Below are 12,283 nucleotides of genomic sequence, written 5' to 3'. Positions count from 1 at the left end.
GCCGTCAGGACGCCCTGTGCTGCCGCCTGATCGGTTCTCCCACCCGGTGCATATGGGTGAGGGCCTCGCGGTAGGACCGGATCAGGCCGGTCTCGTGGTACGGCACGCCGATCTCCGCACAGTACTCGCGGACGATGGCCTGGGCGCGCCGCAGATGGGGGGTGGGCATGCTCGGGAACAGGTGGTGCTCGATCTGGTGGTTGAGCCCGCCGAGCACCACATCGGTGAGCCGGCCGCCGCGCACGTTGCGGGAGGTGAGGACCTGGCGGCGCAGGAAGTCGGGCCGTTCGTCGCCGCTGAAGGTGGGCATGCCCTTGTGATTCGGTGCGAAGGTGCAGCCGAGGTAGACACCGAAGAGGCACTGGTGCACGAAGAGGAACGCGACCGCCTTGCCGGGCGAGAGCACCAGGAACAGCACGGACGCATAGGCCGCGAGGTGAAGGAGGAGCAGACCGCCCTCCAGGACCCGGTGCCTCATGCCGGGCGAGCGCAGCGCCCGCACGCTCGCGACATGCAGGTTGAAGCCCTCCAGCGTCAGCAGGGGGAAGAACAGCCAGGCCTGGTGTCCCCCGATGAGACGGGCGAGGCCACGGCTGTCGCGGGCCTGGGCGGTGGACCACACCAGGATGTCCGGGGCGACATCCGGGTCGAGTTCCTCGTGGTTGGGGTTGGCGTGGTGGCGGGTGTGCTTGTTCATCCACCAGCCGTAGCTCATGCCGATGCCCAGATTGCCGAAGAGCCGGCCCCAGGTCTCGCTCGGCCGGCCGCGCCGGAAGACCTGGCGGTGCGCCAAGTCATGAGCCACCAGGGCAACTTGACCGAACATGAAGGCCAGAAAGGCGGCCACCGTCAGCTGCCACCAGGTGTCGCCGAGCACGAGGAAGGCGCCCCAGCCCGCCGCCAGCAGCGCGGTCACCAGACCGAGCCGTGCCGTGTAGTAACCGGGGCGCCGCTTCATCAGACCCGCCTCGGCGATACGCCGGGACAGCCGGGCGAAGTCGCTGCCGGCTCCGGCATCGGACGTAGGGGAAGGGGCGGTGAGCGTGCCGGACGCGACCGGGGCTTGAGGGGAAATCGTCATGCCGTCGAGTCTCGGCAGGCCCGTTCGCCCGCAACAGCCGGTCAGGCACCGTACCGGAAGGGGGGCTTTCCCCAGGAAGTCCCAGGGTGTTGCCCTCAGACCAAGCCGCTGACCTGGTCTTTCTCGCGCACGCTGCGGTGCCGGGAGCGGACGGCGCGGTCCGCTCCCGGTGTCCGGTCAGTGCCCGGCGAGGAGTTCCAGCGTGTCGATCACGCGGTTGGAGAAGCCCCACTCGTTGTCGTACCAGGCGACCACCTTGATGTGCCGGCCGTCGACGCGGGTGAGGGCCGAGTCGAAGATCGACGAGGCCGGATTGCCGGTGATGTCGGACGACACGAGCGGGTCGTCCGAGTACTCCAGGATGCCGGCGAGCGGACCCTGTGCCGCGGCGCGGTAGGCGGCCAGGACGTCGTCGCGGGTCACGTCACGTGCGACGGTCGTGTTCAGCTCGACGATCGAGCCGACCGGGACGGGCACGCGGATCGAGTCGCCCGACAGCTTGCCGTCGAGGTTCGGCAGCACGAGGCCGATCGCCTTGGCCGCGCCCGTCGTGGTCGGCACGATGTTGACGGCGGCGGCGCGGGCACGGCGCGCGTCGCGGTGCGGGCCGTCCTGCAGGTTCTGCTCCTGGGTGTAGGCGTGCACGGTCGTCATGAACCCGTGCTCGATCCCGGCGAGTTCGTCCAGCACGGCGGCCAGCGGCGCGAGCGCGTTGGTGGTGCAGGAGGCGTTGGAGACGATCGTGTGCAGCTCGGGTTCGTACGCGTCGGTGTTGACCCCGTACGCGAGCGTGACGTCGGCTCCGTCGGACGGCGCGCTCACGAGCACCTTCTTCGCTCCGGCGTCGAGGTGTGCCCGGGCGGCCTTCGCGGAGGTGAAGCGGCCGGTCGCCTCCAGGACGACATCCACGCCGAGTTCGGCCCACGGCAGCTGCGCCGGCTCGCGTTCGGCGAGCACCCTGATACGGCGGCCGTCGACGACGAGAGTGTCCCCTTCGACGGTCACGGGTCGGCCCAGCCGGCCGGCCGTGGTGTCGTAGGCGAGCAGCCGCGCGAGGGTCGCGGGCTCCGTCAGGTCGTTCACGGCGACGACCTCCAGGGCGCTGCCGCGTTCGAGCAGTGCGCGCAGCACGTTGCGTCCGATACGGCCAAATCCGTTGATGGCGATGCGAGTCATGAGTGGTGTCCCTTCGGTTCCCCTCGTGTCGCCACCAGCGTCGCGTGCCGCCTGCGCGCATGACAGTGTCGGGAACGCCATGGTTCGCAAGGATCGCGCCAGGGGCTATTCGCCCTGGGTGAAGGTGCGCCGGTATTCGCTCGGGGTGGTGCCGAGGATCTGCTGGAAGTGGGTCCGCAGATTCGTGCCGGTGCCGAGGCCGACGTCGGCGGCGATCTGCTCGATGCTGCGCTCGGAACGTTCCAGCAGCTCTCGGGCCAGGTCGACGCGGGCGCGCATCACCCACTGCATGGGCGTGTACCCGGTGTCCTCGACGAAGCGCCGGGACAGCGTGCGCGGTGAGACCGCGGCGTGCCGGGCGAGCACCGTGAGGGTGAGCGGCTCGCCGAGGCGGTGCAGCGCCCACTCGCGGGTTGCGGCGAACCGCTCGCCGAGCGGCTCGGGCACACTGCGCGGCACGTACTGGGCCTGGCCTCCGCTGCGGTAGGGCGCGGCCACCAGGCGCCGCGCCGCGTGGTTCGACACGGCGACCCCGAGGTCCTTGCGCAGGATGTGCAGGCACAGATCGATACCGGAGGCGGCGCCGGCCGACGTCAGTACGCTGCCCTCGTCGACGAAGAGAACATTCTCGTCGACCTGGACCAGCGGGTGCTTTGCGGCGAGGGCCCGCGAGTAGTGCCAGTGCGTCGTCGCCCGTTTGCCGTCGAGCAGTCCCGTGGCCGCGAGTGCGAAGGCACCGGTCGAGATGGCGGCAAGCCGGGTGCCCCGGGCGTGGGCGGCGAGCAGTGCGTCGACGACGGGCCGGGGCGGATCCTCGCGGTCCGGGAACCGGTATCCGGGGATGAAGACGATGTCCGCCCACGCGAGTGCGTCGAGCCCATGGGCGACGTGATACGACAGCCCGTCGCCGCCCGCCACCAGCCCGGGCTCCGCCCCGCACACCCGCACCTCGTACGGCATGCTCGCCCGCGTCGTGAACACCTGCGCGGGGATCCCGACATCGAGCGGTTTGGCGCCTTCGAGGACCAGGACGGCGACGCGTTGCAGACGGGGGGACGGGGACGGGGACGGCACGGAACACAGGGTACGAGAGGCTCAGCAGACGCCGCCGAGATCGGCGGACGAAAGGCGGATTTCGAGTTCCAGCTCGTGCCGGATCGGGATGCCGTCCATCCCGAGCTGCGGGATCGTCGGTTTCAGTGCCCGTGACCGGGCGACGGCGTCCCGAGGGACTGCGACGAGGTCGAAGCCGTAGCGCTGATAGAACCGCAGCGCCCGTACGTTGTCGTTCGTCGTCACCAGCCAGAGGCGCCCGGACCCCGCGGTACACGCCGTCCGCACCACGGCATCGACGAGCGCGGTCCCTACGAACCCCGGCGAGGCCGTCGTGTCGTGGGCGACTCCCCGGCTCACCGAGACGGTCCCACCCCATCGGGCGGTGAACAGCTCCCGCAGCCGGGCCAGGTCCCCCGCGGTGACCGGTTCCACGACCGGCTCCGCTCCGTACGCTCGTCGACACCCATGCGCCCAGGTTCTCGGACGGGCGGCGCACGACGACGGGCCCCGTCGGGGGTGAACCGACGGGGCCCGCTGCCCAAGGGGGGTACGGCCGGTGAGCGGGGTCAGTCCGTGCCGGACTCCATCGCGGCGCGGTCCAGGGCCTCGTCCTCCTCCGAGACCTCGCCACGGGAGGCGATCGCGTCGGCGCCACCCTGCGGCATGGCGCCGATCAGGCCGGTCGAGGCGGCCTGGGCCGCGCCGATCAGGGCCGGGTGCTCGGTGCCGACCATGCCCAGCCCGGCGTACTGCTCAAGGCGCGCGCGGGAGTCGGCGATGTCGAGGTTGCGCATGGTGAGCTGGCCGATCCGGTCCGACGGGCCGAACGCGGAGTCCTCGGTGCGCTCCATGGACAGCTTGTCCGGGTGGTAGCTGAAGGCCGGGCCCGTGGTGTCGAGGATCGAGTAGTCCTCACCGCGCCGCAGCCGCAGCGTCACCTCGCCGGTGACCGCGGCGCCGACCCAGCGCTGCAGCGACTCGCGGATCATCAGCGCCTGCGGGTCCAGCCAGCGGCCCTCGTACATGAGGCGGCCCAGCTTGCGGCCCTCGTTGTGGTACTGGGCGAGGGTGTCCTCGTTGTGGATCGCGTTGACGAGGCGCTCGTACGCCGCGTGCAGCAGGGCCATGCCGGGGGCCTCGTAGATGCCACGGCTCTTGGCCTCGATGATCCGGTTCTCGATCTGGTCCGACATGCCGAGGCCGTGCCGGCCACCGATGGCGTTCGCCTCCATGACCAGCTCGACAGGCGAGGCGAACTCCTTGCCGTTGATCGTCACCGGGCGGCCCTGGTCGAAGCCGATCGTCACGTCCTCGGGGGCGATCTCGACCGTGTGGTCCCAGAACCGTACGCCCATGATCGGCTCGACGGTCTCGACACCGGTGTCCAGGTGCTCCAGGGTCTTGGCCTCGTGGGTGGCGCCCCAGATGTTGGCGTCGGTCGAGTACGCCTTCTCCGTGCTGTCGCGGTACGGCAGCCCGTGCGCGAGCAGCCACTCGGACATCTCCTTGCGGCCGCCCAGCTCGGTCACGAAGTCGGAGTCCAGCCAGGGCTTGTAGATCCGCAGGTGCGGGTTGGCGAGCAGGCCGTAGCGGTAGAACCGCTCGATGTCGTTGCCCTTGAAGGTGGAGCCGTCGCCCCAGATCTGCACGTCGTCCTCGAGCATCGCACGCACCAGGAGGGTGCCGGTGACGGCGCGACCGAGGGGCGTGGTGTTGAAGTAGGCACGGCCGCCCGAGCGGATGTGGAACGCGCCGCAGGCGAGCGCGGCCAGTCCCTCCTCGACCAGGGCCGCACGGCAGTCGACCAGGCGCGCGATCTCGGCACCGTAGGTCGTCGCACGGCCGGGTACCGAGGCGATGTCGGGCTCGTCGTACTGACCGATGTCGGCGGTGTAGGTGCACGGGACGGCGCCCTTGTCGCGCATCCACGCGACGGCGACCGAGGTGTCGAGGCCGCCGGAGAAGGCGATGCCGACGCGCTCGCCGACCGGAAGGGAAGTGAGGACCTTGGACATAGGAAGAGTATGCATCATTCCGCATGGCCATGCATAGCCCGGTGGGCAACCGTGTGAGTCCCTTTCACTCCCGCCTGGTAAACAGCGCCTCATACGCGAAACCATGGAACCGCCACGGAAGACACCCCTCCGGAGATCCCGTCATGGCCACGCTCAGCACCGCCCAGTCGTTGCGCACCACCCGGGAGGGCCTCCTCTGGGAGCCCAGTGAGCGCTGGGTGCGCGGCCGGAAGGGTGATGTCACCGTTGTCGACAGCCGCCACCCCGTCCTGGTGTGGGAGCCCGGCGTCCCCGTGCCGCTGTACGCCTTCCCGCGTGCGGAGGTCCGCGAGGACCTGCTGCGGCCGGCGAAGAACCCGCCGACCGGGGCTCATACCGGGTCGACGGTCTTCTACGACCTTGAGGTGGACGGCGAGCTGCTCGAAAACGCGGCATGGACGTTTCCCGCCGCCGATCTGGGCGGCCACATCGCCTTCGAGTGGTTCCAGCGCACCGGCCGCGGCCTGGACCACTGGTACGAGGAGGAAGAGGAGATCTTCGTCCACCCCCGCGACCCGCACAAACGGGTCGACGCCCTGCCCAGCACCCGGCACGTCGTCGTCGAGATCGGCGGCCGGGTCGTCGCCGACACCCGCCGTCCGGTGCTCCTCTTCGAGACCGGCCTGCCCACCCGCTACTACCTCCCCCGCGAGGACGTCCGCCTCGATCTGTTCCGCCCCACCGACCACCACACCGGCTGCCCCTACAAGGGCACCGCCGCGTACTGGTCCTGGCACGGGGAGCACGGCGCGGCGGACGTTCCGCCCGACATCATGTGGAGCTACCCCGAGCCGCTGCCCGCGGTCGGCGCGATCAAGGGGCTGCTCGCCTTCTACAACGAGGCCGTGGACATCACCGTGGACGGTGAACGCCTCGCACGCCCGGTCACGCACTTCACCCGGCCGCCGGCCTGAGGTGCCGCTCGGCCGCAGCGACGGCCAGGGTGAACGCCTGCTCCACCGCGGCGGGGATGTCCGTGATCGGGAAACAGCGTGTGCCGTACCGTCCGGTCGGGCCCGACGACGAGGATGAGCCGCTTGATGCGCAGGTCCTGTCCGGCCCGGAAGGTCGGCAGGCGCAGGCCCGCGGTGAGCTGGAGCTGGGGCGTCGGACAGGAGGGGGAAAGGCAGGTCCTCCGCCTGCGCGAAGGCGGCCTGTTCCTCGGGCGTCTGGGTGCTCACTCCGTGGACGGCGATGCCCGCAGCCTCGAACTGCGGCCAAGCGGCGCGGAATTGGCGGTTCTCCAGGGTGCAGACCACACTGCCGGGGAATCGGCGGCCCGGCAAGGCCGGCCGGGACACCGGGGATGCCGGCTGCGGGGTAGGCGAACAGGACCGTCGGGCGGGGGGCGGCGGCCACGGGGTCGTGCGAGCGGCCGTCGGTGCCCGGCAGCCGGAGACCGAGGGGTACGGTCTCACCGACGAGCGAGGCGACCCGCTGGGCCTCGGCCCCGTGGTCGGGGGTCTCGCCGGTGAGCGTGCCGTCGCCGAGCAGCCACCGGTCGCCCAGTCCTGCGGCGCCACCAGGACCGGAACCAGGCCGCGGCCCTGTTCGGTCAGCACGTACTCGTAGCGGGGCGGCCGGTCCTGTTAGCGGCGCCGCTCCAGCACATGGTGCTCGGTCAGGGTGCGCAGCCGCTCGGTGAGGATCTTCCAGGAGACGCCCAATTCGCCGGCGAGCCGGTCGAAGCGTACATGGCCGCGCGCGATCTCCCGCAGGACGAGCAGGCTCCACCAGTCCCCCACCACCGCCGCGGCCTGCGCGATGCCGCAGGCGTCGTCGGCCACCCGCCGTGAACTCATCGTCGCGCTCCCCAGGCAAAGCCGTTGACTGCCCCAGCAGACGTGGGCCGCTGTCGACGGCTACTTCAACGGGCTGCTCGTGCGACGACGCGCTGCTCTCGGCCGCACGGGACAGCGATGCCGCGGGGCTCCCGGCGATACGGGTGGCCCCCAACCAGGGCAAGCTGCTGAACCTCCTCGCCCGGATCCGGGGTGTCCGCCCCGGCGTCTTCGGCCGCGAGGAGGGGCAGCGTGTCCAGGGCCTTGCCGACGCGGATGTCGACGATGGGGTCCAGCCCGGCACAGGCGCTGTCGGCTGCGGCGACGGCGGCGCAGTGAAGCGTGACCAGGCGGCCGCTCCAACCCGGAGTACCTGGAGTGGTCCCTGAAGCTCACCCGGCCCGGCAGCGTCATCGTCGGCGACAACGTGGTCCGCGAGGGCGCGGTCATCGACGCGGCGAGCGGCGACCCGCGCGTCCAGGGCGTGCGGCGCTTCACCGAACTCATCGCCGGGCACCCGCGGTTGACCGCCACCACCCTCCAGACGGTCGGCACGAAGGGATACGACGGCTTCACCGTTGCCCTGGTCGCCGAGTGAGCGACCGACCGGCGGGACGACATGTCCCGCCCGCCGGCGGCGGCGCGCCGACTGCCGCCGAGGACACCGCTCCCCGGCAGGAAGGATCCCCCCTGCCGGGAGCCGCGGTTCAGCTGCCGGTCAGCAGCCGTCGTACGACATAACCCGCCGAGTCCACGCCCGAGCTGCCGCCCTCGACGAGCGCCGCGGCCGAGATGCGGGAGTTGTAGGCGGTCAGCCAGCCGTTGGTGTGGTCGCCTTCCTCGGCGGTGCCGGTCTTGGCGCCGACCCCCACCAGTCCGCCGAGGCGCGGTGCCGCCGTACCGCTGGTGGCCACGTTGCGCATCATCGACTGCAGATAGCCGGCCGTGCGGGCGGAGATGGGCCGGGACGCCGTCTCCTGGTGCTGTCCCGGCAGGATGACCGGCTGCTCGAAGCCGACGCCCCGGACGGTGGCCGCCACGGACGCCATGAACAGGGGCGTGGCGGTGACCTTGCCCTGGCCGATGAACTGGGCCGCCTGGTCGCCGCCCTGGACATCCGGCGGAATGCTCGGGTCGGTGGTGGCGACTCCCCCGCCGATGGACCAGCTGCCCATGCCGAAGACGTTCACCGCCTCGTCGTGCAGCGCGGAGGCGTCGCCGTCGTGCACGAGGTAGTGGAAGCCGTCCTTGATGAAGGAGGTGTTGCAGGACACCGTGAACGCCTGGGCGAGGGAGGAGCCGGGGTCGGCCCGCACGCCGGAATCGTTGTGGAACAGCTGGCTGTTGGCCATCAGCGAGTCCTTGCACGGCGCCGGGCTGCTCGGCGTGAGACCCGCCTTGTCGAAGAGGGCCGCCGAGGTGATGATCTTCATCGTGGAGCCGGGGGACTTGATGCCGTTGATGGCGATGTCGCCGTCGTCGCCCGAGTGCGCGATCGCCAGGATGTGGCCGTTGCGCCAGTCCATCGCCACGGTGCCGGCGGGCTTCTGCTGGAGGTGGGCATCCTTCACGGCCCGCTCGGCCACGGTCTGGAGGCCGGCGTCGATGGTCGTAGTGACGATCGCCGGGCGGCCCTTGGAGAAGACCTTCAGCGTCTTCACGCCCGCGCCGCCGGCGTCGACGACGGCCACCCCCGTTCCGGGGGTGCCACCCGTGGGCTTCGCGTTCTTGCCGATCGTGGCCACGATGTCCCGCAGTGACGCAAAGCCCGAGAGATCGGTCTTGCCGTCGCTCGCCACGACCTTCGCGCCGCCCGCGCCGGCCGGCAGCTCGCCCGCGGTCAGCGACTGCCCGTCGCTCAGGCCCGGATAGAGCACCGAACGGTTCCAGTGGACCGCCGTCCGGCCGTTCGCGCTCTTCAGCACGGCCACCGCGCTCGGGTAGCTCCAGGTGCCGCCCGCGACCTGAGCGGTCACATCGAAGGTGACCTTGGTGGCGTCCGGCGTCACCGACGAGGGGCCCACCGACACGATGTGACCGAACGCCAGTTTCTTCAGGTGCAGGCCTTCTGCGTAGTCCCGCAGCGCCTGCGAGGCCGTACCGGCCAGGTCGGTGTCCCCTGCCGCGCCGTCCAGGCGCTGCCGGGACCAGTCGTCCAGGAACGCGCGGGCCCGCTTCACCGCCTCGGCGTCCGATGGAGGCGTGCTGGACAGCGCCGACGGGTCGAAAGCGCGCGCGTCCCGGGAGTCTTTGCCGCCTGCCGAGCCCGAGGTCAGGCCGTGCAGGATGTTGTAGGTACCGATTCCCCCAAGAGCGAGCAGCGCGGTGCAGGTACCGGCCAGGCCGATCTTCACAGCTCTGTTCATACGCAAGATCGTATGTATGTTCCATGAAAGGATGTGCCGATATTCGACAGATCGTTATCGGAACGCCAAGCCGGGCATGGCACGGGCACGGGCTACGGGTCCCCCGATGCACCCGAAGTTTCGACGAACCCGCAGGGTCCTCGTGCACGAGACCCGGCTTTCTTCGCCTCCGCCGTCGGCACCCGCCTCGACCTCGTGGTCCGCGACCGTCGCACCCGTACGGCCGAACGGTCATGCCCGACTGGGCAGTTCGGCCGCAGCACGACCGGGGCGGGGCAGCAACGGCTGCCGTGCGTCGCCTAGACGCCCGAGGTCACGGCCTTCAGCTCGGTCAGTGACTCCCGGATCAGCTGCTGCATGGCGCGTTCCTCGCCCGGTGCGATCCAGCGTTCGAACGCGACCTTGAAGACGGCGACCGCAGCCTCGGCGGCCAGGCTCGCGGTGGGCGCCGCGATGCCGCGGCCGCGCAGGGTGGCGGCGAGCGCGGCCGCCAACGACGCGAGCTTGATCAGCTCGCGCTCCTGGAGTTCCGCGTTCGCCGTGATCACGGCCTGCCGCCGGCGCGCGAACTCGCGCCGGTCGGCGAACATCTCGGCGACGGCGTCGAGCCCAACCGTCAGGGCGTCGAGCGGCACCGCGGTCTGCGGAGCGCCGGCGACCGCCCGGACGAACAGGTCCTCCAGCTCGCCGGCGCCGGCGAAGAGCACCTCGCGCTTGTCGGCGTAGTGCCGGAAGAAGGTCCGCTCCGTGAGCCCGGCCCGCTTGGCGATCTCCGCCACGGTGGTCTGCTCGTACCCGTGCTCGGCATAGAGCTCCAGCGCGGCTTTCGCCAGGCGTCCGCGCGCGTCCGGCTCCCATCTACCCATGCCGAGATCCTACGTGATGACAGAGGCTGACATCAGGTGTAGCGTCTATGACAGTCACTGACATCGAATGACTGGGGACTTCTCATGCGCATCTTCGTCACCGGCGCCTCCGGCTGGATCGGATCGGCCGTCGTTCCCGAGCTCATCGAGGCGGGACACCAGGTCGTCGGACTCGCCCGCTCCGACGCCTCCGCCGCCGCGCTCACCGCGGCGGGCGCGGAGGTCGTCCGCGGCACGGTCGACGACCTCGACCTGCTGCGGGACGCGGCCGCCGCGTCGGACGGGGTGATCCACCTCGCCTTCAAGCACGACATCGCCTTCAGCGGCGATTTCCAGGGCGCCGCCGAGGCCGACCGCCGCGCCGTCGACGTCTTCGGCGAGGCGCTCGCCGGCAGCGACCGGCCCTTCGTCCTCGCCTCCGGCCTGGCCGGCCTCGCCCCCGGACGGGTGGCCACCGAGCGGGACATGGCCACGTTCGACGGCTCCACGGTCTCGATCCGCGCCACCACCGCACAGGAGGTGCTGGCGTTCGCCTCGCGCGGCATCCGCTCCTCCGTGGTACGGCTCTCGCCGACCTGTCACGGCGAGGGAGACAAGGGATTCATGGCGACTCTGGTCGCCATCGCCCGCGAGAAGGGCGTCTCCGGCCACATCGGCGAGGGCACCAACCGCTGGCCGGCCGTCCACCGCCTCGACGCCGCGCGTCTGTTCCGTCTGGCGGTCGAGCAGGCCCCGGCCGGATCGGTGCTGCACGGGGTCGCGGAGGAGGGCGTCGCGATCCGTGACGTCGCCGAGGTGATCGGCCGGCACCTCGACGTACCGGTGGTCTCCGTGGCACCCGAGGAGGCGGCCGGGCACTTCGGCTGGCTGGCCGGCTTCATCGGCCTCGGCCTTCCGGCGTCGAGCGCGCTGACCCGCGAACTGCTGGGCTGGAAGCCGACCCAGCCGAGTCTCCTCGAAGACCTCGACAAGGGCCACTACTTCCACACCCCCGCCGCCGGCGACTGACGGGACTTCATCGTCCCGAGGGCCGGGACACCGGGTGCCCTTGGGCAGGAGACGGGCGATCGGCGCATCGCCGGGCTCGATGCGCCGGCCGTACACGCAGATCGCCACCCGGCCGATGCCCGCGACGGCCGCCCAGGCGTCCCCCACTTGCAGGAACTCGAACTCGGTGCGGACCTCGTGCCATCGTGGCGTCCCTGCTGGGCGAACGGTACGTCTGTGTCGTCGGCAGCCCGGGCCGCAGCGAAGTGCTCGGGCTTCAGGACCCCGCCCCTAGGCACCGACGAGGGCGCGGTCCTGCACATCAGCGACGGCACGACCGTCGGCACACCGGCACGCATCTGACCGCGACCGGGAGGCGGTGGCGACGCCATGACCGGCACCGCTCGCCTCCGGGGCGAGCGGCCGGTCGACCCGTAGGGTGGGGCCGTGACCGGCGAGACTGATCTGCAGACACTGCTCAGCGGCATGCGTCCGGAACTGAATCCGGGCCGCTATGTCTTCACCATGGCGGAGGGCGGCGTGCCGTCCGGTGTCACCCCGGTGGTGACCGTGGCCGAACAGGAGGGCCTGACCCTCGTCGTGCCCCAGGCGGACGCGGACGCGGCGGGAATGGCGTACGACTATGTGGCCGGATGGATCACCCTGCGGGTCCACTCCGCGCTGGCAGCGGTGGGGCTGACCGCCGCTGTCTCCCGGGCCCTCGCCGACGCGGAGCTGAGCTGCAACGTCGTCGCCGGCTTCCACCACGATCACCTCTTCGTGCCCTACGACCGCGCCGAGGAGGCCGTGGACGTGCTGCGGCGCCTGGCCCGCGACTCCTCCTGATCCCCGAGGACGCCTTCAACGCAACCCGAGGCACGGCAGCCACGCCCGCGGCGCTCCCTGCGCCGCGGTC

13 protein-coding genes and 2 pseudogenes are annotated in these 12,283 nt (G+C 71.1%); 6 read left to right on the top strand and 9 right to left on the bottom strand.

The window, feature by feature from the left end:
* Positions 1-4 precede the first annotated feature (4 nt).
* The 5 genes from ACZ418_RS32035 to argG form a co-directional block, all read right to left on the bottom strand.
* Complete coding sequence (locus ACZ418_RS32035; protein ID WP_468369994.1) at positions 5-1,081, bottom strand: fatty acid desaturase family protein; 1,077 nt, start codon at positions 1,079-1,081, stop codon at positions 5-7.
* A 177-nt stretch (positions 1,082-1,258) separates the two neighbouring features.
* Positions 1,259-2,257 carry a type I glyceraldehyde-3-phosphate dehydrogenase gene (gene gap / locus ACZ418_RS32030; RefSeq protein WP_468369991.1) on the bottom strand — a complete coding sequence of 333 codons (999 nt, stop codon included), beginning with the start codon at positions 2,255-2,257 and terminating at the stop codon, positions 1,259-1,261.
* Positions 2,258-2,362: 105 nt separating this feature from the next.
* Positions 2,363-3,331, bottom strand: coding sequence for a GlxA family transcriptional regulator (locus ACZ418_RS32025; RefSeq protein ID WP_468369988.1), 969 nt, complete (start codon positions 3,329-3,331; stop codon positions 2,363-2,365).
* Between the two features lie 21 nt (positions 3,332-3,352).
* The gene (locus tag ACZ418_RS32020) at positions 3,353-3,745 is read right to left on the bottom strand and encodes a GNAT family N-acetyltransferase (RefSeq protein ID WP_468369986.1); all 393 of its coding nucleotides are present in this window, start codon (positions 3,743-3,745) and stop codon (positions 3,353-3,355) included.
* 134 nt (positions 3,746-3,879) lie between these two features.
* The gene (gene argG, locus ACZ418_RS32015) at positions 3,880-5,328 is read right to left on the bottom strand and encodes an argininosuccinate synthase (protein ID WP_468369985.1); all 1,449 of its coding nucleotides are present in this window, start codon (positions 5,326-5,328) and stop codon (positions 3,880-3,882) included.
* A 143-nt stretch (positions 5,329-5,471) separates the two neighbouring features.
* On the opposite strand from argG, the gene ACZ418_RS32010 reads away from it, so the two are divergent.
* On the top strand, positions 5,472-6,281 hold the full coding sequence (locus tag ACZ418_RS32010) for a DUF427 domain-containing protein (protein WP_468369982.1): 810 nt from the start codon (positions 5,472-5,474) through the stop codon (positions 6,279-6,281).
* A gap of 249 nt (positions 6,282-6,530) precedes the next feature.
* Here ACZ418_RS32010 and ACZ418_RS32005 read toward each other — a convergent pair.
* Positions 6,531-6,626, bottom strand: a pseudogene (locus ACZ418_RS32005) (winged helix-turn-helix transcriptional regulator); the annotation flags it as partial.
* Between ACZ418_RS32005 and ACZ418_RS32000 the strand changes: the two are divergent.
* Positions 6,616-6,939: a hypothetical protein gene (locus ACZ418_RS32000; RefSeq protein WP_468369980.1), complete on the top strand. Its 324-nt coding sequence runs from the start codon at positions 6,616-6,618 to the stop codon at positions 6,937-6,939. The pseudogene ACZ418_RS32005 and the gene ACZ418_RS32000 overlap by 11 nt on opposite strands.
* A gap of 17 nt (positions 6,940-6,956) precedes the next feature.
* Here the strand turns inward: ACZ418_RS32000 and ACZ418_RS31995 are convergent, their stop codons facing one another.
* Positions 6,957-7,169 carry a winged helix-turn-helix transcriptional regulator gene (locus ACZ418_RS31995; protein WP_468369978.1) on the bottom strand — a complete coding sequence of 71 codons (213 nt, stop codon included), beginning with the start codon at positions 7,167-7,169 and terminating at the stop codon, positions 6,957-6,959.
* A 28-nt stretch (positions 7,170-7,197) separates the two neighbouring features.
* Between ACZ418_RS31995 and ACZ418_RS31990 the strand changes: the two are divergent.
* Positions 7,198-7,746: pseudogene (locus ACZ418_RS31990) on the top strand (O-methyltransferase).
* Between the two features lie 109 nt (positions 7,747-7,855).
* On the opposite strand, the gene ACZ418_RS31985 reads toward ACZ418_RS31990, so the two are convergent.
* Positions 7,856-9,514, bottom strand: coding sequence for a penicillin-binding transpeptidase domain-containing protein (locus tag ACZ418_RS31985; RefSeq protein WP_468369976.1), 1,659 nt, complete (start codon positions 9,512-9,514; stop codon positions 7,856-7,858).
* 299 nt (positions 9,515-9,813) lie between these two features.
* Positions 9,814-10,380, bottom strand: coding sequence for a TetR/AcrR family transcriptional regulator (locus tag ACZ418_RS31980; RefSeq protein ID WP_468369974.1), 567 nt, complete (start codon positions 10,378-10,380; stop codon positions 9,814-9,816).
* Between the two features lie 84 nt (positions 10,381-10,464).
* Here ACZ418_RS31980 and ACZ418_RS31975 point away from each other — a divergent pair, with 84 nt between their 5' ends.
* From ACZ418_RS31975 to ACZ418_RS31965, 3 genes are all read left to right on the top strand, one after another.
* Positions 10,465-11,388, top strand: a complete 924-nt coding sequence (locus tag ACZ418_RS31975; protein ID WP_468369972.1) for an SDR family oxidoreductase — start codon at positions 10,465-10,467, stop codon at positions 11,386-11,388.
* Between the two features lie 216 nt (positions 11,389-11,604).
* Positions 11,605-11,730 (top strand): hypothetical protein, encoded by a 126-nt coding sequence (locus ACZ418_RS31970; RefSeq protein ID WP_468369969.1) that lies wholly within the window; start codon positions 11,605-11,607, stop codon positions 11,728-11,730.
* Between the two features lie 84 nt (positions 11,731-11,814).
* Positions 11,815-12,213: an ACT domain-containing protein gene (locus ACZ418_RS31965; RefSeq protein ID WP_468369967.1), complete on the top strand. Its 399-nt coding sequence runs from the start codon at positions 11,815-11,817 to the stop codon at positions 12,211-12,213.
* Positions 12,214-12,283: the final 70 nt, after the last annotated feature.

Source organism: Streptomyces sp. NPDC030820, assembly GCF_055572075.1.
Note: the sequence above shows the minus strand (reverse complement) of the source record. Positions and strands in the feature narration are given on the sequence as shown.

Bases quoted from the DNA above. Each gene is read 5' to 3' on its own strand.
- ACZ418_RS32035 (WP_468369994.1), bottom strand. From the start codon at position 1,081: ATGACGATTTCCCCTCAAGCCCCGGTCGCGTCCGGCACGCTCACCGCC.
- gap (WP_468369991.1), bottom strand. From the start codon at position 2,257: ATGACTCGCATCGCCATCAACGGATTTGGCCGTATCGGACGCAACGTG.
- argG (WP_468369985.1), bottom strand. From the start codon at position 5,328: ATGTCCAAGGTCCTCACTTCCCTTCCGGTCGGCGAGCGCGTCGGCATC.
- ACZ418_RS32010 (WP_468369982.1), top strand. From the start codon at position 5,472: ATGGCCACGCTCAGCACCGCCCAGTCGTTGCGCACCACCCGGGAGGGC.
- ACZ418_RS31995 (WP_468369978.1), bottom strand. From the start codon at position 7,169: ATGAGTTCACGGCGGGTGGCCGACGACGCCTGCGGCATCGCGCAGGCC.
- ACZ418_RS31985 (WP_468369976.1), bottom strand. From the start codon at position 9,514: ATGAACAGAGCTGTGAAGATCGGCCTGGCCGGTACCTGCACCGCGCTG.
- ACZ418_RS31980 (WP_468369974.1), bottom strand. From the start codon at position 10,380: ATGGGTAGATGGGAGCCGGACGCGCGCGGACGCCTGGCGAAAGCCGCG.
- ACZ418_RS31975 (WP_468369972.1), top strand. From the start codon at position 10,465: ATGCGCATCTTCGTCACCGGCGCCTCCGGCTGGATCGGATCGGCCGTC.